19 protein-coding genes and 2 tRNA genes are annotated in these 20,974 nt (G+C 62.4%); 9 read left to right on the forward strand and 12 right to left on the reverse strand.

What is annotated here, in order from left to right; translation table 11 throughout:
• Positions 1-16: 16 nt before the first annotated feature.
• Positions 17-1,066: an endonuclease/exonuclease/phosphatase family protein gene (locus BMY91_RS20205; RefSeq protein ID WP_090825194.1), complete on the forward strand. Its 1,050-nt coding sequence runs from the start codon at positions 17-19 to the stop codon at positions 1,064-1,066.
• Positions 1,067-1,127: 61 nt separating this feature from the next.
• On the opposite strand, the gene BMY91_RS20210 is transcribed toward BMY91_RS20205, so the two are convergent.
• Complete coding sequence (locus BMY91_RS20210) at positions 1,128-1,919, reverse strand: SDR family oxidoreductase (protein WP_090825197.1); 792 nt, start codon at positions 1,917-1,919, stop codon at positions 1,128-1,130.
• Between the two features lie 72 nt (positions 1,920-1,991).
• On the opposite strand from BMY91_RS20210, the gene valS reads away from it, so the two are divergent.
• Together valS and BMY91_RS20220 are read left to right on the forward strand one after the other, a co-directional pair.
• Complete coding sequence (gene valS / locus BMY91_RS20215; protein WP_090825199.1) at positions 1,992-4,613, forward strand: valine--tRNA ligase; 2,622 nt, start codon at positions 1,992-1,994, stop codon at positions 4,611-4,613.
• 349 nt (positions 4,614-4,962) lie between these two features.
• Entirely contained in the window at positions 4,963-5,838 is an 876-nt protein-coding gene (locus BMY91_RS20220) for an Fpg/Nei family DNA glycosylase (protein WP_177179973.1), read from the forward strand.
• A 10-nt stretch (positions 5,839-5,848) separates the two neighbouring features.
• Here BMY91_RS20220 and BMY91_RS20225 read toward each other — a convergent pair whose 3' ends face one another.
• From BMY91_RS20225 to BMY91_RS20250, 6 genes are all read right to left on the reverse strand, one after another.
• Positions 5,849-6,463, reverse strand: a complete 615-nt coding sequence (locus tag BMY91_RS20225; protein ID WP_090825203.1) for a mycothiol-dependent nitroreductase Rv2466c family protein — start codon at positions 6,461-6,463, stop codon at positions 5,849-5,851.
• An 80-nt stretch (positions 6,464-6,543) separates the two neighbouring features.
• The gene (gene clpX, locus BMY91_RS20230; RefSeq protein ID WP_090825205.1) at positions 6,544-7,833 is read right to left on the reverse strand and encodes an ATP-dependent Clp protease ATP-binding subunit ClpX; all 1,290 of its coding nucleotides are present in this window, start codon (positions 7,831-7,833) and stop codon (positions 6,544-6,546) included.
• Positions 7,834-8,015: 182 nt separating this feature from the next.
• Positions 8,016-8,675: an ATP-dependent Clp protease proteolytic subunit gene (locus tag BMY91_RS20235; RefSeq protein WP_011775058.1), complete on the reverse strand. Its 660-nt coding sequence runs from the start codon at positions 8,673-8,675 to the stop codon at positions 8,016-8,018.
• 39 nt (positions 8,676-8,714) lie between these two features.
• A complete protein-coding gene (locus tag BMY91_RS20240) occupies positions 8,715-9,326 on the reverse strand; it encodes an ATP-dependent Clp protease proteolytic subunit (RefSeq protein WP_090825208.1) in 612 nt (203 codons plus the stop codon).
• Between the two features lie 220 nt (positions 9,327-9,546).
• Entirely contained in the window at positions 9,547-10,929 is a 1,383-nt protein-coding gene (gene tig, locus BMY91_RS20245) for a trigger factor (RefSeq protein WP_090825210.1), read from the reverse strand.
• A 69-nt stretch (positions 10,930-10,998) separates the two neighbouring features.
• Positions 10,999-11,073, reverse strand: a tRNA-Pro gene (locus BMY91_RS20250).
• Positions 11,074-11,201: 128 nt separating this feature from the next.
• Between BMY91_RS20250 and BMY91_RS20255 the strand changes: the two genes are divergently transcribed.
• Positions 11,202-11,275: transfer RNA gene (locus BMY91_RS20255), tRNA-Gly, on the forward strand.
• Between the two features lie 69 nt (positions 11,276-11,344).
• Here BMY91_RS20255 and BMY91_RS20260 read toward each other — a convergent pair.
• The 3 genes from BMY91_RS20260 to BMY91_RS20270 all read right to left on the reverse strand — a co-directional run bounded on the left by BMY91_RS20260 (position 11,345) and on the right by BMY91_RS20270 (position 13,798).
• Complete coding sequence (locus BMY91_RS20260; RefSeq protein ID WP_090825212.1) at positions 11,345-12,232, reverse strand: Fpg/Nei family DNA glycosylase; 888 nt, start codon at positions 12,230-12,232, stop codon at positions 11,345-11,347.
• Positions 12,232-12,714: a ribose-5-phosphate isomerase gene (locus BMY91_RS20265; RefSeq protein ID WP_371261066.1), complete on the reverse strand. Its 483-nt coding sequence runs from the start codon at positions 12,712-12,714 to the stop codon at positions 12,232-12,234. The genes BMY91_RS20260 and BMY91_RS20265 overlap by 1 nt, the downstream gene beginning before the upstream one ends.
• A gap of 79 nt (positions 12,715-12,793) precedes the next feature.
• Positions 12,794-13,798 (reverse strand): hypothetical protein, encoded by a 1,005-nt coding sequence (locus BMY91_RS20270; RefSeq protein WP_090825216.1) that lies wholly within the window; start codon positions 13,796-13,798, stop codon positions 12,794-12,796.
• Between the two features lie 132 nt (positions 13,799-13,930).
• On the opposite strand from BMY91_RS20270, the gene pepN reads away from it, so the two are divergent.
• Positions 13,931-16,501, forward strand: a complete 2,571-nt coding sequence (gene pepN, locus BMY91_RS20275; protein ID WP_090825306.1) for an aminopeptidase N — start codon at positions 13,931-13,933, stop codon at positions 16,499-16,501.
• 49 nt (positions 16,502-16,550) lie between these two features.
• Positions 16,551-17,030, forward strand: coding sequence for an OsmC family protein (locus BMY91_RS20280; RefSeq protein ID WP_090825218.1), 480 nt, complete (start codon positions 16,551-16,553; stop codon positions 17,028-17,030).
• Here the strand turns inward: BMY91_RS20280 and BMY91_RS20285 are convergent.
• Positions 17,027-18,025 (reverse strand): Rossmann-fold NAD(P)-binding domain-containing protein, encoded by a 999-nt coding sequence (locus BMY91_RS20285; protein WP_090825220.1) that lies wholly within the window; start codon positions 18,023-18,025, stop codon positions 17,027-17,029. The two genes, BMY91_RS20280 and BMY91_RS20285, sit on opposite strands and share 4 nt — an antisense overlap.
• Positions 18,026-18,112: 87 nt before the next feature.
• Here BMY91_RS20285 and BMY91_RS20290 point away from each other — a divergent pair, with 87 nt between their 5' ends.
• Together BMY91_RS20290 and BMY91_RS20295 are read left to right on the forward strand one after the other, a co-directional pair.
• A complete protein-coding gene (locus BMY91_RS20290; RefSeq protein ID WP_090825222.1) occupies positions 18,113-18,817 on the forward strand; it encodes a mechanosensitive ion channel family protein in 705 nt (234 codons plus the stop codon).
• Positions 18,810-19,292, forward strand: a complete 483-nt coding sequence (locus BMY91_RS20295) for a globin (RefSeq protein ID WP_090825224.1) — start codon at positions 18,810-18,812, stop codon at positions 19,290-19,292. The genes BMY91_RS20290 and BMY91_RS20295 overlap by 8 nt, the downstream gene beginning before the upstream one ends.
• Here BMY91_RS20295 and BMY91_RS20300 read toward each other — a convergent pair.
• Positions 19,289-19,966, reverse strand: a complete 678-nt coding sequence (locus BMY91_RS20300; RefSeq protein ID WP_090825226.1) for a DUF8185 domain-containing protein — start codon at positions 19,964-19,966, stop codon at positions 19,289-19,291. The genes BMY91_RS20295 and BMY91_RS20300 overlap by 4 nt on opposite strands.
• 63 nt (positions 19,967-20,029) lie before the next feature.
• Between BMY91_RS20300 and BMY91_RS20305 the strand changes: the two genes are divergently transcribed.
• Positions 20,030-20,935: an acyl-CoA thioesterase gene (locus BMY91_RS20305; protein ID WP_090825227.1), complete on the forward strand. Its 906-nt coding sequence runs from the start codon at positions 20,030-20,032 to the stop codon at positions 20,933-20,935.
• Positions 20,936-20,974: the final 39 nt, after the last annotated feature.

Here is a 20,974-nt window from a genome sequence, read left to right on the forward strand (position 1 = left end):
GAATAGACTCGACCCCATGACGCACCCATCTCCCGCCGTTCCGGAGTTACGCCCGGCAGGACGCCGTGCTTCCCTGGCATGGTCGGTGGCGGCTTTGCTGATGGCATTGCCCGTGGCGGGGGCGTCGATGTTCCGGGCAATCCCTGCGGAGTGGCCCCTGATCGTGGTGCAACTGTTGTCCTTCACACCCTGGATGGCGCTTCCTGCACTCGTCGCGTTGGTCCTCGCCGTGGCGGGACGCCGCCTCTGGGTGATCATCACGACGGCGGCCCTGCTGGCCGTCCAGCTGTTCTGGCTGTTTCCGCTGGACGCCGGACGACACCAAGCGCTGCCCGCCGGGACTGCGACTGTTTCCGTTAAAGTGATGAGCCTCAATACCGAGTATGGGGAGGCGGACGCGGCCGCCATCGTGAGGCTCGTGCGTGACAACGGCATTCAACTGCTGACCCTTCAGGAACATACGCAAGTGCTCGAGGACCGGCTCCGTTCCGAGGGCTTGGAGAAGACGTTGCCCCACCGCGTGAGCGAACCCAACGACGACGCGTCCGGCGGCGCGGTCTATTCAGTATTTCCGCTGGAAGCCGCGGGCCTGTTGCCTGATACACCGTTCCGGATGGACGTCACGCGGGTACTCCTCACGGACGCCGCTGCTGGTTCCACGGCCACCTTGAACCTCACCAACGTCCATGCACTTCCGCCAGTTGATCAACGCATCGCCCAGTGGCGGAGCGACCTCGTCAAGATAGCCCGCCAGGCCTCACGCCCGGGCAACCACCTGCTCATGGGTGACTACAACTCGACCTTCGATCACTCCGAGTTCAGGGATGTCCTGGACACAGCGCTGCCGGACGCAGCGCCGGGTGGCTCGAAGCTCGTTGATGTAGGTGCTGCTTCAGGCGGACGTTTCTCCCCCACCTGGCCAATGGAGGGTTTGCCGCTGCCCGGGATTGTGATCGACCACATCGTGACATCACCGCTGATCAGCAGCAGCGACTACGCGGTCCACCGGATTCCCGGCAGCGATCATGCGGCCATCATGGCCCGGCTGGTCATTCCCGCCGGCTAACACGTTGCTTCTCCGCTGGACCGTCGCTGGCTTGCAACGGCCCAGCGGGTCAGCATCGGGTTCAGCCTTCCTTGCGGACCAGTTTGTGGTTGGCCGCCTGGGCCACGGGACGCACAACAATCTGGTCCAGGTTGATGTGATGCGGCAGCGAAACAGAGTACGCCACCACCCCCGCCACATCCTCCGCGGTCAGGGGCTTCTCCACCCCGGCATAAACTTTCGCAGCCGCGTCCTTGTCACCCAGGCGGTTAAGCGCGAACTCCTCAGTGTGGACAAGGCCCGGAGCTACCTCGATGACGCGGACGTTATTGCCCACCTCTTCCAAGCGCAAAGCGTTTGTCATGGCGTGCTGGGCAAACTTTGCTGCGTTGTAGCCCGCACCTCCTTCGTAGGCAGACAGTCCGGCAGTCGACGTGAGGTTCAGGACGGTTCCTTCGCCGTTCTCCCGGAGCATAGGCAGGAAGGCGCGGGTGATCTTCATGGTGCCCAATACGTTCACCTGGTACATCCAGTCCCAGTCTTCAGTATCGGCGTTCGCGATGGTGTCTGCGCCCCGAGCACCGCCGGCGATGTTGATGAGGGTGTCCGCACCTCCGGCCTTGGTGACGGCCGCGAGCAAGGCGGCAACGTCGTCGTCGTTGGTGATGTCCGCGGGGAACGGCACTGCGCCGGTTTCGGCGCCCAGGGCCCCCAGCCTGTCAGCCCGGCGCGCTACGGCGAAGACTTTCCATCCGGTGGAGACCAAAGCCCTGACGGTGGCCTCGCCGATGCCCGTACTGGCCCCGGTAACAACGGCCGTCTTGTTCTGTCCTGAATTCTGTCCTGAAGGGGTGCTGTGCGCTGCCAAAGTCATGCCACCACCATATCCGGGGTGCCTATTCCTACCGCGGCAGGCTGTAACGCCAGGCCATGAAACAATTGATCCATGGCTGAATCAACGCAGGGTACAGACACGCCCGCCACCGCCCCCATTAACGTTCCCGACAAGCCGGCCCTTGAAGGCCTTGAGGCTGCCTTGACGCAGCGCTGGCTTGAAGAAGGAACCTACAAGTTCAACCCGGACACCACCCGGGAGCAGGTCTACTCGATCGACACTCCCCCGCCCACGGCATCCGGCTCGCTCCACGTGGGCCACATGTTCTCCTTCACCCAGACGGACGTCCAGGCGCGCTACATGCGTATGACCGGCAAGAACGTCTTCTACCCCATGGGTTGGGACGATAACGGTTTGCCTACCGAGCGCCGCGTCCAGAACTACTACGGCGTCCGCTGCGATCCCGCCATCCCCTACAAGGCTGACTACACGCCCCCGGCACAGCCGGCCAAAAACCAACGCGATTTCGACGTCGTTTCGCGCCAGAACTTCATCGAACTGTGTGAGGAACTCGCCGTCGAGGACGAGAAAGTCTTCGAAAACCTTTTCCAGACCCTCGGCCTGTCCGTGGACTGGGACCTGACCTACCGCACCATCGACGACACGTCCCGTGCGGTATCCCAGCGCGCCTTCCTGGCCAACCTTTCCGCTGGTGACGCCTACATGGCCGAGGCACCCACCCTGTGGGACGTGACCTTCCGTACCGCTGTGGCCCAAGCTGAGCTTGAGGACCGCGAAGTCGCCGGCGCCTACTACCGCTACCCCTTCTTCACCGAAGACGGCGAAAAGATCTTCATCGAAACCACGCGGCCGGAACTGCTCGCGGCGTGCGCGGCTCTGGTGGCAAACCCCGACGACGAGCGGTACCAGCCGCTGTTCGGCAAGACCGTCAAGTCACCCCTGTTCGATGTGGAGCTCGAGGTCAAGGCCCACCCGCTCGCCAAGGCGGACAAGGGCTCGGGTATCGCCATGGTGTGTACGTTCGGTGACCTGACCGACGTCACGTGGTGGCGTGAACTCCAGCTGCCTACCCGCGCCATCATGGGCCGCGACGGCCGCATCATTGCTGACACCCCGGAGTGGATCACCACCGAGGCCGGCAAGGAAGCCTATGCAGCGATCGCCGGCAAGACTGCGTTTTCCGCCAAGGAAGCCGTGGTTGAACTGCTTAAGGCAGCAGACCTGCTGGACGGCGAACCGAAGAAGATCACCCACCCGGTGAACTTCTTCGAAAAGGGCGACAAGCCCCTTGAGGTTGTCACCTCCCGTCAGTGGTACATCCGCAACGGTGGCCGCGACGAGGAACGCCGCGAACGCCTCATCGGCCGAGGCCAGGAAATCACCTTCCACCCGGCCTTCATGCGCTCACGCTACGAGAACTGGATCGCCGGCCTGAACGGTGACTGGCTCGTATCCCGCCAGCGCTTCTTCGGTGTGCCGATTCCCGTCTGGTATCCCTTGGATGCCCAGGGCAACCCGGACTACGACCACCCGATTCTTCCGTCGGACGAGATGCTGCCGGTGGACCCTGCCGCTGACGCTGCTCCCGGCTTTGAGGAGTCGCAGCGCGATCAGGCCAACGGCTTCACCGGCGACGCCGACGTGTTGGACACGTGGGCAACGTCCTCCCTGACCCCGCAGATTGTGGGTGGCTGGAGCCGCGACGAGGACCTGTTCGCCAAGGTCTACCCCTTCGACCTCCGTCCTCAGGGCCACGACATCATTCGCACCTGGCTGTTCTCCTCGGCCGTGCGCGCGGATGCCCTGCAGAAGAGCGCCCCGTGGAAGCACGCGGCAATCTCCGGCTGGATCCTTGACCCGGACCGCAAGAAGATGTCCAAATCCAAGGGCAACGTTGTGGTGCCCACGGATGTGCTGAACGAGTACGGTTCAGATGCTGTGCGTTACTGGGCAGCTTCGGCAAAGCTCGGCGCCGACACGGCCTACGAAATCGCCCAGATGAAGATCGGCCGCCGCCTGGCCATCAAGCTGCTGAACGCTTCGAAGTTTGTACTGAACCTCGGCGCTACTGAGAACTCGGTGGTGTCCAGCGACCTCTCGGTGCTGACCAACCCGTTGGACCGTGCGCTGCTCGCACAACTGTCCGACGTCGTTGCCCAGTCCACCAAGGCATTCGAGAACTACGACTACGCCCGTGCGCTCCAGATCACCGAGTCCTTCTTCTGGCAGTTCACGGACGACTACGTGGAGCTCATCAAGGACCGTGCCTACGGTGCCGCTGGCGACACCGAGCAGGCATCCGTCCTGGCCGCCTTGGCCACCACGCTGGATGCGCTTCTGCGCCTCTTCGCGCCGTTCCTGCCGTTCGCCACTGAGGAAGTCTGGGGATGGTGGCGCACCGGATCCGTCCACCGTGCAGACTGGCCCGCCGCGTTGGAAATCACTGATGGCGATACCACCATGCTCGGCACTGTCGGCGTAGCCCTCAGCGGTATCCGCAAGGCAAAGTCCGAAGCCAAGGTCAAGCAACGGACCGAAGTGCTGTCCGCGTCCATCACAGCGTCCGAGGTATTGGTAGCGCAGTTGAAGGCCGGCCTGGGCGACTTGAAGGCTGCCGCAAACGCCCAGGAGATCACCCTCCAGTCGGGCGAAGGCGATCTGACGGTCAGCGATGTTGTCCTGGCGCCCGTCGAGGAGACACCCGCGTCCTAGCAAGCCGCAGCTAAGAGTGCCCGTTTGTTTTTGGGCAAAGGGGAAGCCCCATCAGCGTTTTGCCGTTGGTGGGGCTTCGACTTTTCGGCTGTCTGGTGACGTCTTGACAGTCTGGCGGAATCCTTGGAATTTCAGGTCTTCCTACCTCGTCACTGGTAGCTTGCTTCCAACTTTGCCAAAGGCTGCGTTGGTTGCATATCACTGAATCTTTGGTTTCCGTGTCCCTCTTCTTTCGAAGTGGGTAAGAACCATTGTTGTCCTGCCGCGAACGAAGCACAAGGCCTTCGAAAGAACTACAATCCTGTAGTTTTCCTGCCAGGAAAGAGCTTCCTGTGGCAAAGTAATGTCCATGCCGGAACTCCCCGAAGTGCACGGCCTGTGCATATATTTGGACACCCAACTCCATGGAGCTGTGCTGACCGAGGTCCGCATCAACTCCTTCTCAGCACTCAAGACGGCCGATCCTCCCTACACAGCCCTGGAGGGCCGGACCATACGTGGGGCCAAGCGCTTGGGGAAGTTCGTTTGCGTTGACGTTGATGGCCTCTATTTTGTGTTCCACCTGGCGAAGGCCGGGTGGGTCCGGTACACAGAACACCCGTCATCGGCCGGGTTGCGCATGGGAAAAAGCAACATCTCGGCCAGGCTACTGCTTCACCGGCCCGCCGACGACGCCCACATCGGGGTGGACCTGACCGAGGCCGGAACAAAGAAGAGCCTGGCCATCTATGTGGTCAGGGATCCGATGGATGTGCCCGGCATAGCAACCTTGGGCCCGGAACCGCTCAGCCCCGACTTTGACCTCGGCGCGCTGGCGAAAATCCTCGGTTCCAGTTCCCAGCAGATTAAGGGACTCCTCAGGAGCCAAGGAGTCATCGCGGGCATTGGCAACGCCTACAGCGACGAAATCCTGCACGCCGCCAAAATATCCCCGTTCGCCACCGCGAAGTCCTTGGACCAAGCCACCGTGGCGCGGCTCTACGAAGCCATGCAGGAAATCCTGGTGGGCGCCGTCAACGCCGCGGCAGGCAAGCCATCCAGTGAGCTCAAGGACACCAAACGAAGCAACTTCCGGGTGCACGCAAGGACTGGCCTGCCGTGCCCGGTGTGTGGGGACACCGTCCGTGAGGTGTCCTTTGCGGACACCTCACTCCAGTACTGCGCCACATGCCAGACCAACGGGAAAATCCTGGCCGACCGGAGGACCTCACGGTTCCTGAAGTAGCTCTGGCCGTCTAGTTGAATTCAGGGCGCTCTGTGCGGCTGCGCTTCAACTCGAAGAAGTGCGGGTAGCCCGCCAGGGTCACGGTGGCATCCCAGATATTCCCGGCTTCTTCTCCACGCGGAATGCGGGTGAGGACCGGACCGAAGAACGCCGTGCCGTTGACGGCGACCACAGGAGTCCCAACGTCCTGGCCCACCAGCGAGATGCCGGCCTCGTGGCTTGAACGCAACTGGGCATCGTACTCATCCGAGTCGGCAAAACGGGCCAGATCAGCCGGAAGGCCGGTCTCGGCGAGGGCCTTCTGGATCACCGAAGCGCGGTCCTTGTTGCCCTCGTGGTGGATCTGCTCCCCCATGGCGTCGTACAGCGGCTTGACGTAACTGCTGCCGTGGAGTTCCTGGGCGGCGATGATGACGCGGACAGGACCCCAACTCTGGTCCATCAACGCCCGGTACTCCTCCGGAAGATCACGGCCTTCATTCAGGACGGAAAGGCTCATCACGTGCCATTCCGTTTCGATGCCACGGACCTGCTCAACCTCGCCGATCCAACGTGACGTAATCCACGCAAACGGGCAGGCGGGATCGAACCAGAAATCGGCTTTGTTAACGGTCTGTTCGGGCACAGGGAACTCCTCGGGAAAGGGTGGAAAAGCGGCATGAGGGGCAGCCCCAGCGGAGGCGTCCTGTCTACGCCAACAGGAAGCTAGGCCGACTTATTCCGGCGCTTGGCAACGACATCGTGGGCGATCATGGTGGGCTGGGACTTCTTTGACACGACGTCGGCCGTGATCACCACTGTGGCAATGTCATCCCTGCTGGGGAGGTCGAACATGACAGGGAGCAACACTTCCTCCATGATGGCCCGAAGGCCACGGGCCCCAGTGCCGCGTTCAAGGGCTTGGTCTGCGATCGAATCAAGAGCGTCGTCTTCGAATTGCAGATCCACTCCGTCCAACTGGAACATCTTCTGGTACTGCTTGACCAGTGCGTTCTTCGGAGTCGACAGAATTTGGATCAACGCTGGACGATCCAGGCTGGATACCGTCGTAATGACAGGGAGGCGACCAATGAACTCCGGAATGAGACCGAACTTCAGCAAGTCCTCAGGCATGACTTCGCCGTAGGTATCCACGTTGTCGCGTGCCTCGTTCAGGGGTGCGCCGAAGCCGATGCCCTTGCGCCCCGAACGCGACCCGATGATGTCTTCCAGGCCGGCAAAAGCGCCGGCCACGATGAAGAGCACGTTGGTGGTGTCGATCTGGATGAATTCCTGGTGCGGGTGCTTCCGCCCACCCTGCGGCGGCACGGACGCCACAGTGCCCTCAAGGATTTTCAGGAGTGCCTGCTGAACACCCTCGCCGGATACATCACGGGTGATGGACGGGTTTTCGCTCTTACGCGAGATCTTGTCGATCTCATCGATGTAGATGATCCCTTGCTCGGCCTTCTTGACGTCATAGTCAGCTGCCTGGATGAGCTTGAGCAGGATGTTTTCGACGTCTTCACCGACGTAGCCGGCTTCCGTCAGCGCCGTGGCATCCGCGACGGCAAATGGCACGTTGAGTCGACGGGCCAGAGTTTGGGCCAGATACGTCTTACCGCAGCCCGTGGGGCCAATCAGCAGGATGTTGGACTTGGCGATCTCCACATCCTCGTGCTGCGATCCCTCGCCCAGGCTGCCCGTCTTGGGGGCGTGTCCGGCTTGAATACGCTTGTAGTGGTTGTAGACCGCCACTGCCAGTGAGCGCTTGGCCGGCTCTTGTCCGATCACGTATTCCTGCAGGAAATCGAAAATCTCACGGGGCTTGGGCAGCTCGAAACTCCCCAGATCCGAGACTTCCGCGAGTTCCTCTTCAATGATCTCGTTGCAAAGCTCGATGCACTCATCGCAGATGTACACACCGGGCCCGGCAATCAGCTTCCGTACCTGCTTTTGGCTCTTTCCGCAGAAAGAGCACTTCAGCAGATCGGTGCTCTCGCCAATCCGAGCCATGTGGGAATCCCTTCGTTGCATGCGGGTGATGCGGCTCCGCGCCGTACTCAAGTGTGCGGCCAAGCCGCGGGCGGCACCACCGTGACAACATCCACTCTAGGTCACAATGGGCTGCTTGGGTGGAAACAGAACGCCGGTGCGGTCCATATTTCGCGAACCGCACCGGCGTTGAATTCCGTGCGTTACCGGGCGATTGCCTGGGGCTTGATCTTGCGGGAGTCCAGAACCTGGTCGATAAGACCGTAGCTCAAGGCATCAGCCGCAGTCAGGATCTTGTCACGCTCGATGTCGTTGTTAACCTGCTCGGACGTACGGCCCGAGTGGTGGGCCAGCGTGTCCTCAAGCCAAGTGCGCATGCGCATCACTTCGGCCGCCTGGATCTCAAGGTCGGATGCCTGGCCACCCTGGCCACCGGAGAGGGCCGGCTGGTGGATCAGGACGCGTGCGTTCGGCAAGGCCAGACGCTTGCCGGGAGTACCGGCTGCGAGCAGGACTGCCGCGGCGCTGGCCGCCTGACCCAAGCACACCGTCTGGATCTCCGGGCGGATGTACTGCATGGTGTCGTAGATTGCCGTCATGGCAGTGAAGGAACCGCCGGGCGAGTTGATGTAAAGGGTGATGTCGCGGTCCGGATCCGTTGATTCAAGGACCAGCAGCTGGGCCATGATGTCATCGGCGGATGCGTCGTCAACCTGGACGCCAAGGAAGATGATGCGGTCCTCGAACAGCTTGGTGTACGGGTCCTGGCGCTTGAAGCCGTAGGGCGTGCGCTCTTCGAACTGGGGCAGGACGTAGCGGCTGGACGGGAGGTTACCGGCAGACCATCCGAAGTTGTAGTTCATGTTCTTTACTCCTGGGGTTTCAGTGGTTCTTGGTGCCGGTTAGTTGTCGGAGTTCGACTGGTTGGCTGTTCCGCCGCCACCAGCAACCGAACCCGCGTGCGCCGAGATCTTGTCGAAGAAGCCGTACTCCAAAGCCTCAGCGGCTGTGAACCACTTGTCGCGGTCATTGTCCTTGAGGATGGTTTCCACGGACTGGCCAGTCTGCTCTGCCGTGAGTTCCGCCATGACCTTCTTCATGTGCAGGATCAGTTCCGCCTGGATCTTGATGTCCGACGCCGTGCCGCCAATGCCGCCGGAAGGCTGGTGCATCAGGATACGGGCGTTGGGCGTCGCGTAACGCTTACCCTTGGTGCCCGAGGAAAGCAGGAACTGCCCCATGGACGCTGCCAGGCCGGTTGCCACGGTGACGACGTCGTTCGGGATGAACTGCATGGTGTCGTAGATGGCCATACCGGCCGTCACGGACCCGCCCGGCGAGTTGATGTACAGGTAGATGTCCTTCTCCGGGTCCTCGGCCGAGAGGAGGAGGAGCTGGGAGCAGATGGCGTTGGCGTTCTCGTCACGCACTTCAGAGCCGAGCCAAATAATGCGCTCTTTCAGCAGGCGGTTGTAGATGTAGTTGTCCTGGGCTGCGGGATCGACAGTTGCCATCCGGGGAGCCTCTGATTGCTGTGACATAAGTACTTACCTCTCGCTGGTGCCAGTGACCTCACTGAACTTCACTACTTGGACACTAACCGTTTTCATGGGCGATTTGTTCGCCGGAATCGCGCTGTTCGCTGACGGCGCACGTCTGCGTTCAGCACCCAGGTTCACCGTTAAAGCAAACCGACCCCGGATCAGGAGATCCGGGGTCGGTTGGAGTCGTTGACTAGAACTTCACTGCTGCGGGGTCGTCGCTCGCGACGGCATCCGCTTCATCCGTGGCTTCAACTGCTGCGGCTTCTTCGGCAGCTGCTTCGCCTGCGGGGCGGACGAAGTCGGTGAGGTCAACCTTGTTGCCCTCGGAGTCGACAACCTCGGCCTGGCCCAGGACAACTGCCAGGGCCTTACGACGGCGGACCTCGGAAACCATCATGGGTACCTGGCCGCTCTGGTCAATGATCTGAGCGAACTGGTTGGGATCCATGCCGTACTGGCTTGCCGTGGTGACGATGTAGTCGATCAGCTCGTTCTGGCTGACGTCCACTTCTTCCTTGTCCGCGATGGCGTCCAGGATGATTTCGTTCTGGAATGCACGCTCGGTGTTGGCCTTGACCTCGGCGCGGTGTTCCTCGGTGTCGTGGTCACCTTCGCCGTGTGCGTTCTCCGGGTTGAAGTGGGCTTCGATCTGCTCTTCAACCACCGAGTCCGGAACAGGAACCTCAACCAGCTCAACGAGCTTGTCCAGGACCTTGTCGCGGGCCTCAACACCCTGCTCAACGACCTTGGAGTCGGCAGCCTGCTTGGCGAGGTCCTCGCGGAGCTCGGTGAGGGTGTCGAACTCGGAAGCGAGCTGTGCGAAGTCGTCGTTCGCCTCGGGAAGTTCGCGCTCCTTGACGGCCTTGACGACAACCTTCACCTGAGCGGCTTCACCGGCGTGGTCGCCACCAACCAGCGTGGTGTCGAAAATGGCTTCTTCGTCGGCAGACAGGCCCGTTACGGCTTCGTCCAAGCCTTCGAGCATGGTGCCGGCGCCAACCTGGTAGGACAGGCCGGCAGCGGAATCGATTTCTTCGCCGTCGATCGTGGCGGTGATGTCGATGGTCAGGAAGTCATCGTTCTTCGCAGGACGCTCAACGGACTTCAGCGTGCCGAAACGGCCGCGCAGTTCATCAAGGGCCTTATCGACGTCAGCTTCGGAAGATTCCGCAGCTGCAACCTCAACCTTGATGCCGGCGTAGTCCGGCAGTTCGATCTCGGGACGAACGTCAATCTCAACCTGGAACTTGAGTTCGCCGTCGGTTGCGGACGGGTCCGGAACCTCGGTGATTTCAACTTCAGGACGGCTCAGGGGGCGAACGCCGGTTTCCTGAACTGCAGCCTGGTACCAGCCGTTGAGGCCATCATTGATGGCGGTCTCCAGAACGTAGCCACGGCCAACGCGCTGGTCGATGAGCTTGGAGGGAACTTTGCCCTTGCGGAATCCGGGAACCTGGATCTGCGAAGCAACGGTCTTGTACGCGGCATCGATGCTCGGCTTCAGTTCCTCAAAGGGAACCTCAACGTTGAGCTTGACCCGCGTTGCGGTGAGGTTCTCGACAGCGCTCTTCACAGTCTAAGTACTCCTGATTTTGTGGGTATGGGGTTCTGTCGCGTCCCTGAAGCGGACACAAACACAGAGTCGGGGTGACAGGATTTGAACCTGCGACTTCCTGCTCCCAAAGCAGGCGCTCTAGCCAAGCTGAGCTACACCCCGAATGCACAGGACAGTCTACGGGCAAGCGAGCCAGGAATGCACATTTGACACCGCCGCCGGAATTAGGTTTAGTTGTACCCGGCTTCAACAGCCACCGGGAAGTTGTCCTAAGTCGGGATAATCCTCCTGGGGACGTAGCTTAATGGTAAAGCCTCAGTCTTCCAAACTGATTACGCGGGTTCGATTCCCGTCGTCCCCTCCACGAATGAAGGGCCCCGATCCGAGGATCGGGGCCCTTTTGGTTTCCAGGAAAAGCTTCTACGTGGAGCTGTTACGCCTGGCAGCCTGGGCACCAGTACAGCTTGCGTGCACCAATTTCGGCCATTCCCACCTTCGTTCCGCAGGCCCGGCACGGCATGCCGTTCCGCTTATAGACGAAGTGGGCATCGGCGTCGGGCGCTGTTCTGCCGTCACCGGACCACAGGGCCGGCGGTGTCGTAACAATCCGTCCGTCACGGACGCCGTCGGACATGGTGTTTACGGTGTCTTCCCAGAGACCTGCAGCGGTTTCCGCATCAATGCTGCTTCCTGGCGTCCACGGATCCACTCCTTGCCGGAACAGCACCTCGGCCCGGTAGATGTTCCCCACACCCGCCAGCACGGACTGGTCCATCAACAGCAGGCCGACGGCGGTCTTGCGTCGCCGCAGCCGCCGAATGAACTCATCCCGGTCCCCCGGGCGGTTGTGCAGCGGATCCGGACCGAGCCGCGCCAGCACGGCTGCCGCTTCAGCAGCACTAATCGCGGCGCATGTGGTGGCACCGCGGAGATCGGCCCAGCCATGGTCGGAGACCAGCCTGACGCGCACGGCGCCCACGGGGGCGGGAGGCCCGGTGTACTCGTCGCTTGCTTTAGCGGAGCCGCTTTCCCGCTCGCCGATGCGGCGCGGGGCACCAATGCTTGAGGCGCCCGTAAAAGAGCTATCGCCGCCAAAGCTCCATGCGCCATACAAACCGAGGTGGACGTGAAGGTACAGCCCGTGATCGAAGCGCAGGAAGAACTGCTTACCGTGAGCCATGGCATCCACCATGGTGTGCCCCGTCAGCAGCCCGGCGCCGGCCGCGAACCGCCCCTGCGGGCTGGAAACGTCCAAGCGCTGGCCGCCAAAAACATCCTGGAATTGGCGGGCCAGCCTATGGACCGAATGCCCCTCGGGCACTACTCGACGATCTCGCCGGTGGTTTCGTACACAGCGATCTTCCCGATGCGGCGTACGTGCCGTTCGTCGTTGCTGAAGGGTTCCTGGAGGAAGGCCTCGATGAGTTCGGTGGCTTCCTCCACGCTGTGCTGGCGACCTCCAACGGCCACCACATTGGCATCGTTGTGTTCGCGGGCCAGCTTTGCGGTGGAGAGGTTCCAGGCCAACGCAGCGCGGACTCCCTTGACCTTGTTGGCGGCGATCTGCTCGCCATTCCCCGAACCACCCAGCACGATGCCCAGTGCGTGTACGCCAGCCTCCTGATCGGCCACCACAGCAGCGCCGGCGTTGATGCAGAAGGACGGGTAATCATCCAAGGCGTCGTATTCCTTGGGTCCGTGATCCACCACTTCGTAGCCCTTGGCGGTGAGGTGGCTGACCAAGTGGGCACTCAGTTCCATGCCGGCGTGATCTGTAGCGATATGGACGCGGGGTGTAGTCACAGGAAGTCCGTTCTTTCTGGCGCGCGGGTATGCCATGTGGCCTGACGCGGCGATGAGGGATGCGCTACCTAGGGTACCGCTACCCGGGTTGTTGGGAGTGCCCGTCGTCATGGGCCCGATGGGCCGCCCGGTTCAGGATTCCGGCGAGTTTATCCGCGGATGCCTGCGTGCCGGCGCTCAGCGCCACCCGTCCACCGTTAAGTTTCCTTACGACGACGGCGGGGCCGCTGCCGACGAGCATGGCCGTGGCGTCATCATGGTGCCGCCAGCCCCACCCACCATAATCGGCGGCCTTCACTTCCGCGGGGGCGGCCGCGGCGATCTCCACGGCGGGGACGGTCAGAACCCGGACTATGCCGCCGGCGAACACCTGCAGCCCGCCCCTGTCTGCACGCACCCTGGCAAACAAGAACCCGGCCCCGACCAATGCTGCCACGGCAACCAAGGCTCCGAGCCACGGCACTGCCACTGCTATTAACGCGGCCGGGAACACAGCGGACACGATGATCATGATGAACACCGAGCTGCGCGCATGCACCCACATCCTGAGCGTGTCGCTGGCCAGGTCAGGATCCTCAAGGAGCCGGAGTTCGGCCTCGAGCGCGGCATCATCCTCCCGGGTCCACCGCGGATCGGGCTTGAAGGCGAACATCATGACAATCCCCAGCGCCAAGGCTGCCCCGCTGCCCATGGCCAGAACTACCGGGTCAACATGTGTTCCGCGGGCATCCGCCACCCCGGATTGCCCCACAAGGCCCGCGGCCAACACCGTCGTCATGAAGAGACTCACCATCAGGCCCAAACCCATCATGACGCGCCGCATGATGACGGGCCGGGACAACGACACTGACTGGAGAAACGCTGCCCAGCCACAGAAGACGATGAGGGCCGCCCCACCGGCCACGTAGGCGGCGAACGGCGCGAAGGAGGTGCCGCCGTCGGCGTTCCACATGACGGCAACAGGGTTTGGAAGGCTGTTGCGCAGCATCTGGGCGCACACCACAAAGCCGACGGCGAGGAGCAGCGGAAAGGCAACCGCAAACCTCAGCGCGCGGAAATCAACAGTGTCCCGGAAGGATCCCATAATCCAACGCTACTCCGTGGGACGACACTGTGGTGTGCGCTCCTTGCCTTCACGGGCTGGAGTGAAAGAATGGCTTCACACCAGCGACCGGCCGTGATCGGCCGGCGATTCAAAAATCTTCGGAGGCACCACTTGCCAGGCCTGAACCTCACGCGCGACGAAGCCGCGAACCGCGCCGCACTGCTCAACGTCGAGTCCTATAACGTCACCCTGGATCTAACCAAGGGACCGGACGTCTTCGGATCAACCACCGTGGTGAAGTTCTCGGCCGCGCCGGGATCGTCCACGTTTATCGACGCCATCACCCATGCCGTTCACAGTGTGACCCTCAACGGCACAGAGCTGGATCCCGCCGAGGTCTCGGACGGTGTCCGCATTCGGCTCCCTGAGTTGGCGGCTGAGAATGAACTCACAGTCGTGGCTGACACGCCCTATATGAACACCGGAGAGGGCCTGCACCGGTTCGTGGACCCCGTTGACGGCGAGGTCTACCTGTATACCCAGTTCGAGGTTCCTGATTCCCGGCGCATGTTCGCCGTCTTTGAGCAGCCCGACCTGAAAGCAACCTTCACCTTCACGGTCACGGCGCCGTCGCACTGGGACGTCATCTCCAACTCCCCCACTCCTGTCCCTGTTGAAGCTCCCGCCGGGGAGGACGGCGGCGCCCGCTCCGTGTGGGAATTCGCACCCACTCCGCGCTTGTCCTCCTATGTCACGGCCCTGATCGCAGGACCGTACCAGTCAGTTCGCTCGGAGGTCACCAGCTCCGACGGCCGGGTCATCCCGCTGGGCGTTTTTGCCCGGAAGTCGCTCATGCAGTACCTCGACGCTGACAACATCTTCGAACTGACCCGCCAGGGATTCGACTTCTTCGAGGCCCAGTTTGGCTGCCCCTACCCGTTCGAAAAGTACGATCAGCTCTTCGTCCCGGAATTCAACGCCGGAGCCATGGAAAACGCCGGCGCCGTGACCATCCTGGAAGGCTACGTCTTCCGCGGCAAGGTCACCGGCGCGCAGATCGAGCGCCGTGCCATCACCGTCCTGCACGAACTGGCACACATGTGGTTCGGGGACCTGGTGACCATGCGCTGGTGGAACGACCTCTGGCTCAACGAGTCCTTCGCGGAATACATGTCACACCTGGCGGCCGTGGAGAACACCGAGTTCGACCGCGCCTGGACCACGTTCGCCTCGGTGGAGAAGTCCTGGGCTTACAAGCAGGACCAGCTGCCCACGACCCACCCGATCTTCGCCGAGATCAACAATCTCGAAGACGTGGAGGTGAATTTCGACGGCATCACCTATGCCAAGGGAGCCTCCGTGCTCCGCCAGCTGGTGGCCTGGGTAGGCCCGCAACAGTTCATGGCCGGTGTCCGTACGTACTTCGCCAAGCACGCCTGGAAGAACACCGAACTCGCAGACCTCATGGTGGAGCTCGAAGCCGCGTCCGGCCGTGACCTGGACGTGTGGGGCAAACTCTGGCTCGAAACTGCCGGCGTGAACACGCTGGCTCCCGAATTGGACGTGGCAGATGACGGCACCATCACAGGTTTCGCGATTCTCCAGACCGCCATCGAAGAACAGCCCACTCTCCGTCCGCACCGCCTGGCCGTTGGCTTCTATACCCTCTCCGGCGAGGGCAAGCTGGAACGCACCCACCGCGAGGAACTCGACGTCGACGGTCCCCGCACCGAGGTACCCGCTCTGGTGGGCAAACCACGTCCGGACCTGATCCTGCTCAATGATGACGACCTCGCCTACGCCAAGGTCCGCCTGGACGAGCATTCGCTCGCCACCGCCACAGCCCACCTGAAGGACTTCGCTGCGAGCCTGCCCCGCACCCTGGTGTGGGGTTCGGCGTGGGACGCAGCACGCGACGGCGAAACCCCGGCCCGTGGCTACGTGGACCTGATCCTGGCCAACATCGCGCACGAAACGGATTCCTCGGTCATCCTGGTCCAGCTACGGCAGCTCGCCACCACCTTGACGTACTACGTGGCGGCGGAACACAAGCTGGACACCACCATCGCAGCAGCCGACAAGCTCTGGGAACTCGCCTCCTCCGTGGAAGGCGGCTCGGACGCCCAACTGCAATTCGCGAAGTCCTACGCGCAGCTCGCGCGCAGCGGCGGTCAGCTGCACCGCATCCAGGCTCTTCTGGACGGCACGGAAACACTGGAAGGCCTCAGCATCGATCAGGACATGCGGTGGGAGCTCCTGACCGCGCTGGTGGCTGGTGGACGCCAGGGCCAGGAACGCATCGACGCGGAACTCGCGCGCGACAACACGTCCAACGGTCAGAACGCGGCAGCCCAAGCGAAAGCTGCTATTCCCACCCCGGAAGCCAAGGCAGCTGCCTGGGACGCAATCGTGGTCCAGGGTGAACTCTCCAACGCCTTGCAGTCCTCCGCTGTGGCCGGCTTCATGCGGGTCCCTGACACTTCCCTGCTGGAGCCCTACGCGGAGAAGTATTTTGAGGCAGTCCCCGGAATCGTCAAGGAGCGCACCCACGCATTGGCCCAGCAGATCGTGGTGGGACTCTACCCCGCCCAACTCACCACCCAGGCCACTGTGGACCGCACCGATGAGTTCCTCGCAGGACTCCCCGAAGACAGCGCGGCCCTGCGCCGCATGATGCTGGAGAACCGTGACGGCGTAGCGCGGGCCTTGCGCGCCCGCGCCGCTGACTCCCAGGCTGACTGAGTCGTCAGGCCCATGCGGACGGCCGGTTCTTCGTCACTAGACTGTTCGCATGGGCCTCAACGAACACCATTACTCCCTTACTGTGCGCTGGACCGGAAACCTTGGCGAGGGTACGGCAGCCTACAAGGGATACTCACGCGACCACGACGTTGAGATCAGCGGGCTTCCGACGTTGAAAGGGTCCGCAGATCCCACCTTCCACGGGGATCGGACACGCTACAACCCCGAGCAACTACTGCTTGCCGCACTTTCGCAGTGCCACATGCTGTCTTTCCTGCATGTAGCAGTCAAGCATGGGGTGGTAGTGACCTCTTATGAGGACAACGCCGAAGGACTCATGAAACTCAACCGCGACGGAAGCGGGCAATTCGAGAGCGTTACCCTGAAACCCACGGTCGCCATCGCCGATCCCGCCCACGCCCACCTCGTGCCGCAGCTTCACCACGAAGCCAACCAGGTCTGCTTCATCGCACGCAGCGTTAACTTCCCGGTACTCCACGAACCCATCACGACGACGGCCGCAGCCTAGCGCTGCTGTTCCCGCCAGAGCGCCACGAGCTTTCGTTCTCTATCCCGGCTCAGGCCGGCTTTGCGTTCTCTTTCCAAACCCCTCTGTTGCTCATACGCTAGCGTCGCCGCCAGCGTTTCCTGCCACGGACGCAGGGTCATCCCCGCATTCCGGGCCGCCCGGTTCGAGCGGGCCTGGAATCCCTCGTGGCCCGGGGGAAGCCACAATGGCAGTGAATCCGGCCCGGACCAGTAGTCCACGCCTTGCTCCACGAGCCAGTCTTCGGTGGGGCGGACGGTGTCCTCTGCCGCAGTTCCAACCAACCGTTGGGATGCGGAGATGTAGTCATCGAACTTCACCACATCCCCCAACGCGTTGTACGTCCCCGTCAGCCCTTGTTCGGCGGACCGCAGGATCCATGCAGCGAGGTCCCGGACGTCAATGATCTGGGTTGCAGCGTCAGGAATGTCCGGGACCAGCACGGTCTCAGAGTTCACTGCGAACCGGGCGGGCCAGTAGCCGTATCTGTCAGAGCCGTCCCCTGGGCCGCCTATGAGCCCGGCCCGGACGATGTGCGTCTTCTCCCCCACCAGGGCAAGGGTCATGTCTTCGATCGCTGACTTGGACTCCCCATACGTTTCCGGGGTACCTGGCCGCCCCTCGGGCAATGGCTCCAGCAACGCAGCACTCTCATCCGCGCCAGGAACTGTGTTGTCTGCGTACACGGAGCAGCTGGAGATGAATGTCCAGTGCCCTGCAACATGACCCAGCACGTCCAAGGCCTCGCGGGCCTGGACGGGATCGCGGGACACATCGATCACTGAATCCCAGGGGCCACCAACCTCCGCGAAGGCCGCGGCACCCATGGAGCGGTCGCCCCTGACCCAGGTGACGCCGTCGGGCGGGCTGGCCGACGTACCGCGGGCCAAACACGTGACGCTATGCCCGGAGGCAACGGCCTGCCTGGCGATTTCAGCTGACAGGAAGGCGGTACCGCCCAGGACCAGGATGCGCATACCGTCACGCTACGGCGCTAGGGTTGTACGTGGACAGAGTGTTCCGCGCCCGGCGAACACGGGCCGACGACAAGGAGTTATTCCACCTTGACCTCCATCCCCCTGGCGGAAGCCATCAATATCGAACCCGAAAAAATCGACCTCATGTCCATCCTGATCACAGTGGGCGTAGGCCTGGCAGTGTGGATCGTGGCACGGTTTATCATCCTGCGTATTACGCGAAGGGTGTCCGCGGGAAGTTCGTTCTTCAAGAAGCCGCATTTCAAGTGGGTACAACCAGCCATCCGCGCGCTTGACCACGAACGCAGGTCCCAGCGCGCCGAGACCATCGGCTCACTGCTGACCAGCCTGGTGAGCGTTGTGGTAGTGGTCATCGTGATCATCTACGTCCTCAAGTACATGAACGTGGACGTTGCTCCGCTGCTGACCAGCGTAGGCATTTTGGGTGTCGCCATTGGTTTCGGCGCCCAGCAATTGATCCGCGACTTCCTCGCGGGAATCTTCATCACCATTGAAGACCAATACGGCATTGGTGATGTGATTGTCACCAGCGAAGTGATTGGTACCGTTGAATCCGTGGGCCTGCGCATCACGCGCGTCCGAGCGGAAGACGGAGCCATCTGGTACCTCCGGAACGGCGAAATCCTCCGCGTGGGAAACCGGTCCCAAGGCGACTACGTGCCTCTGGACACACCGGACACCAATGATGAACCCGGGGCGGCTGCAGCAGCGGCCCCCGTCACAGCAGGCGCACCGCGAGTCACCAAAGCCGAGGAGAAGTCCAATGAGTAGCACCACAGGCGGGGAAGCCCAAGCACCCCAGTCCGGTCCTCGACGACAACTGATGCAGAACGATCCGTTCAGCCAGCCCGCCTATACGGACAGTTTCTACGCGGCTGTCGGGGGCCATCAGACCTTCGTGAAGCTGATTGACGTGTTTTACGACGGCGTGGCCACCGATCCGCTCCTGCGCCCCATGTATCCCGAAGAGGACCTACGTCCGGCAAAACGCCGCTTCCTCATGTTCCTGGAGCAGTATTGGGGTGGTCCCACCACCTACGGCGAGGAAAGGGGCCACCCTCGACTGCGTATGCGCCACATGCCGTTCCAGGTGACCCCGGAGGCCAAGGACCGATGGCTGTTCCATATGCGGACCGCTGTTGATTCCCTGGAGTTGTCACCGCTCCACGAGGGCACCCTGTGGGACTACATGGAGCGGGCGGCGCTGACCATGGTCAACAGTCCTTCTGCGGGCCCCAGCGCTTAAGACTGGAAACCCAGCCCCAGGCCAGCGCCAGTCCGCACCAGTACATGGCCGCGGGGTCCGCTCAGGCGGAACCAACGGCCGTTCCGGAAGACCTGCTGCCCGGCATCGCCCAGGAAACCCAGGGCAAACGCGGCGAACGCCGCTCCGGCAGGCAGCTCGCCCGCACCGGGAAGGTCCCGGCCCCAGACAGCGGCCCTCGCACTGTTGACCACTGCGGCCCCCGCCAAGGTGGGAATCGCGCCAGCCACCTCGGCAATGCCGGCCTCTACCGCTAACTTGAGATCGGCGTCGAGCACCGTTCCCTGGGGTTCCCAACCGGACCGCGGCGCGCCAACACCGGCCCACGACTCGGAAACGGTCGACGGCGGAATAGGCAGTTCCACGTCATCGGCGCCAGAGCGTGCCAAACGATCCAGGACGGACGCGAGGGTGACGGTGACGTCTGCCTGCGCGGGCTCAGCGAGGGCCATGGTCCTCAAACCAAGGATGGTCGGGGTGGACTCGCCAAGGATGCGGGGCCTCAGCACACACACATAAGCGGCCAGCACGTTGCCGGCGGCCTGGAGTCTGATGGCGCCGTCGTCGATGCTCTTTGCCCGGGTGACGAAAGTCCGCAAGTCAGCGAGGTCACGGGGATCGGCGAAGCGGAAGGACTGGGTCAAGACGTCTGTCACATCATCGACTCTACCGGCATGTCCCCGGTTGAGAGGGGTCGGGGCGGCGTCTAAAGTCGAACCATGACTGAGACGAACGCTGGCCTTGAGGTGGAAGCACCCGTAGAGGACCCCATGGAAGTGCTGATCGGCCTGCTGGATCTTGGCGACTTTGACGGTGCCCGGACCAACGAGGACATCTTTCTGGGGCCATCCCAAAAGCAACCCCGGCACCGCGTTTTTGGTGGACAGGTTTTGGCGCAGTCAATGATGGCGGGCATGAGGACCGTTGAGCCGGACCGGGTGGCCCACTCGATGCACGGCTATTTCCTGCGCCCAGGTGACGCGAACAAGCCGATCACGTTCGGCGTGGAAAGGCTGCGGGACGGCCGTTCCTTCTCCGCCCGCAGGGTCCATGCCTACCAGGACGGCGTCCCGATTCTCTCGATGATCGCATCATTCCAAGTGGAGGACAGCGGCCTGGACCATCAGGCCACCATGCCAGAGGGCATCCCTGATCCGGAGTCCCTGCCCAGCACTGCGGAACTGTTGTCCCACTTTGACCACCCCATGGCTCGCCACATGTCCTCGGAGCGGCCTTTTGATGTCCGCCACATTGATCCGGCCCTCTACGTTTCTCCGCCCAAGGAGCACGTGGCCACCAACGCGGTCTGGATGAAAACCATGGGCCCGCTGCCGGATGACCCCAACCTTCACCGGGCAGCCCTTGCCTATGCGAGCGACTACACCCTCCTGGAGCCTATTCTGCGCAAGCATGGCCTTGCTTGGATGACACCGGGCATGAGCGTTGCCAGCCTGGATCACGCCATGTGGTGGCACCGCCCGGTACGTGTTGACGAATGGATGCTCTACGTCCAGGAGTCCCCCAGCGCCCAAGGTGCCCGAGGACTGGCCACGGGCCGCATCTTTAACCGCGACGGCGTTCACGTCGCCACAGTGGCGCAAGAGGGCATGGTCCGGATTCCATAACCTTCGCTGCACATCAAAGAGGCCGGTCCCTGATGGGAC

This window comes from Arthrobacter sp. yr096, from assembly GCF_900108925.1.
GTDB lineage: Bacteria > Actinomycetota > Actinomycetes > Actinomycetales > Micrococcaceae > Arthrobacter.

Coding starts and splice junctions, on each gene's coding strand:
- BMY91_RS20305 (WP_090825227.1), top strand. CDS start 20,030: ATGACTGAGACGAACGCTGGCCTTGAGGTGGAAGCACCCGTAGAGGAC.
- BMY91_RS20280 (WP_090825218.1), top strand. CDS start 16,551: ATGGGCCTCAACGAACACCATTACTCCCTTACTGTGCGCTGGACCGGA.
- valS (WP_090825199.1), top strand. CDS start 1,992: ATGGCTGAATCAACGCAGGGTACAGACACGCCCGCCACCGCCCCCATT.
- BMY91_RS20270 (WP_090825216.1), bottom strand. CDS start 13,798: ATGGGATCCTTCCGGGACACTGTTGATTTCCGCGCGCTGAGGTTTGCG.
- clpX (WP_090825205.1), bottom strand. CDS start 7,833: ATGGCTCGGATTGGCGAGAGCACCGATCTGCTGAAGTGCTCTTTCTGC.
- BMY91_RS20235 (WP_011775058.1), bottom strand. CDS start 8,675: ATGAACTACAACTTCGGATGGTCTGCCGGTAACCTCCCGTCCAGCCGC.
- BMY91_RS20295 (WP_090825224.1), top strand. CDS start 18,810: ATGAGTAGCACCACAGGCGGGGAAGCCCAAGCACCCCAGTCCGGTCCT.
- BMY91_RS20220 (WP_177179973.1), top strand. CDS start 4,963: ATGCCGGAACTCCCCGAAGTGCACGGCCTGTGCATATATTTGGACACC.
- BMY91_RS20240 (WP_090825208.1), bottom strand. CDS start 9,326: ATGGCAACTGTCGATCCCGCAGCCCAGGACAACTACATCTACAACCGC.
- BMY91_RS20210 (WP_090825197.1), bottom strand. CDS start 1,919: ATGACTTTGGCAGCGCACAGCACCCCTTCAGGACAGAATTCAGGACAG.
- BMY91_RS20205 (WP_090825194.1), top strand. CDS start 17: ATGACGCACCCATCTCCCGCCGTTCCGGAGTTACGCCCGGCAGGACGC.
- BMY91_RS20285 (WP_090825220.1), bottom strand. CDS start 18,025: ATGCGCATCCTGGTCCTGGGCGGTACCGCCTTCCTGTCAGCTGAAATC.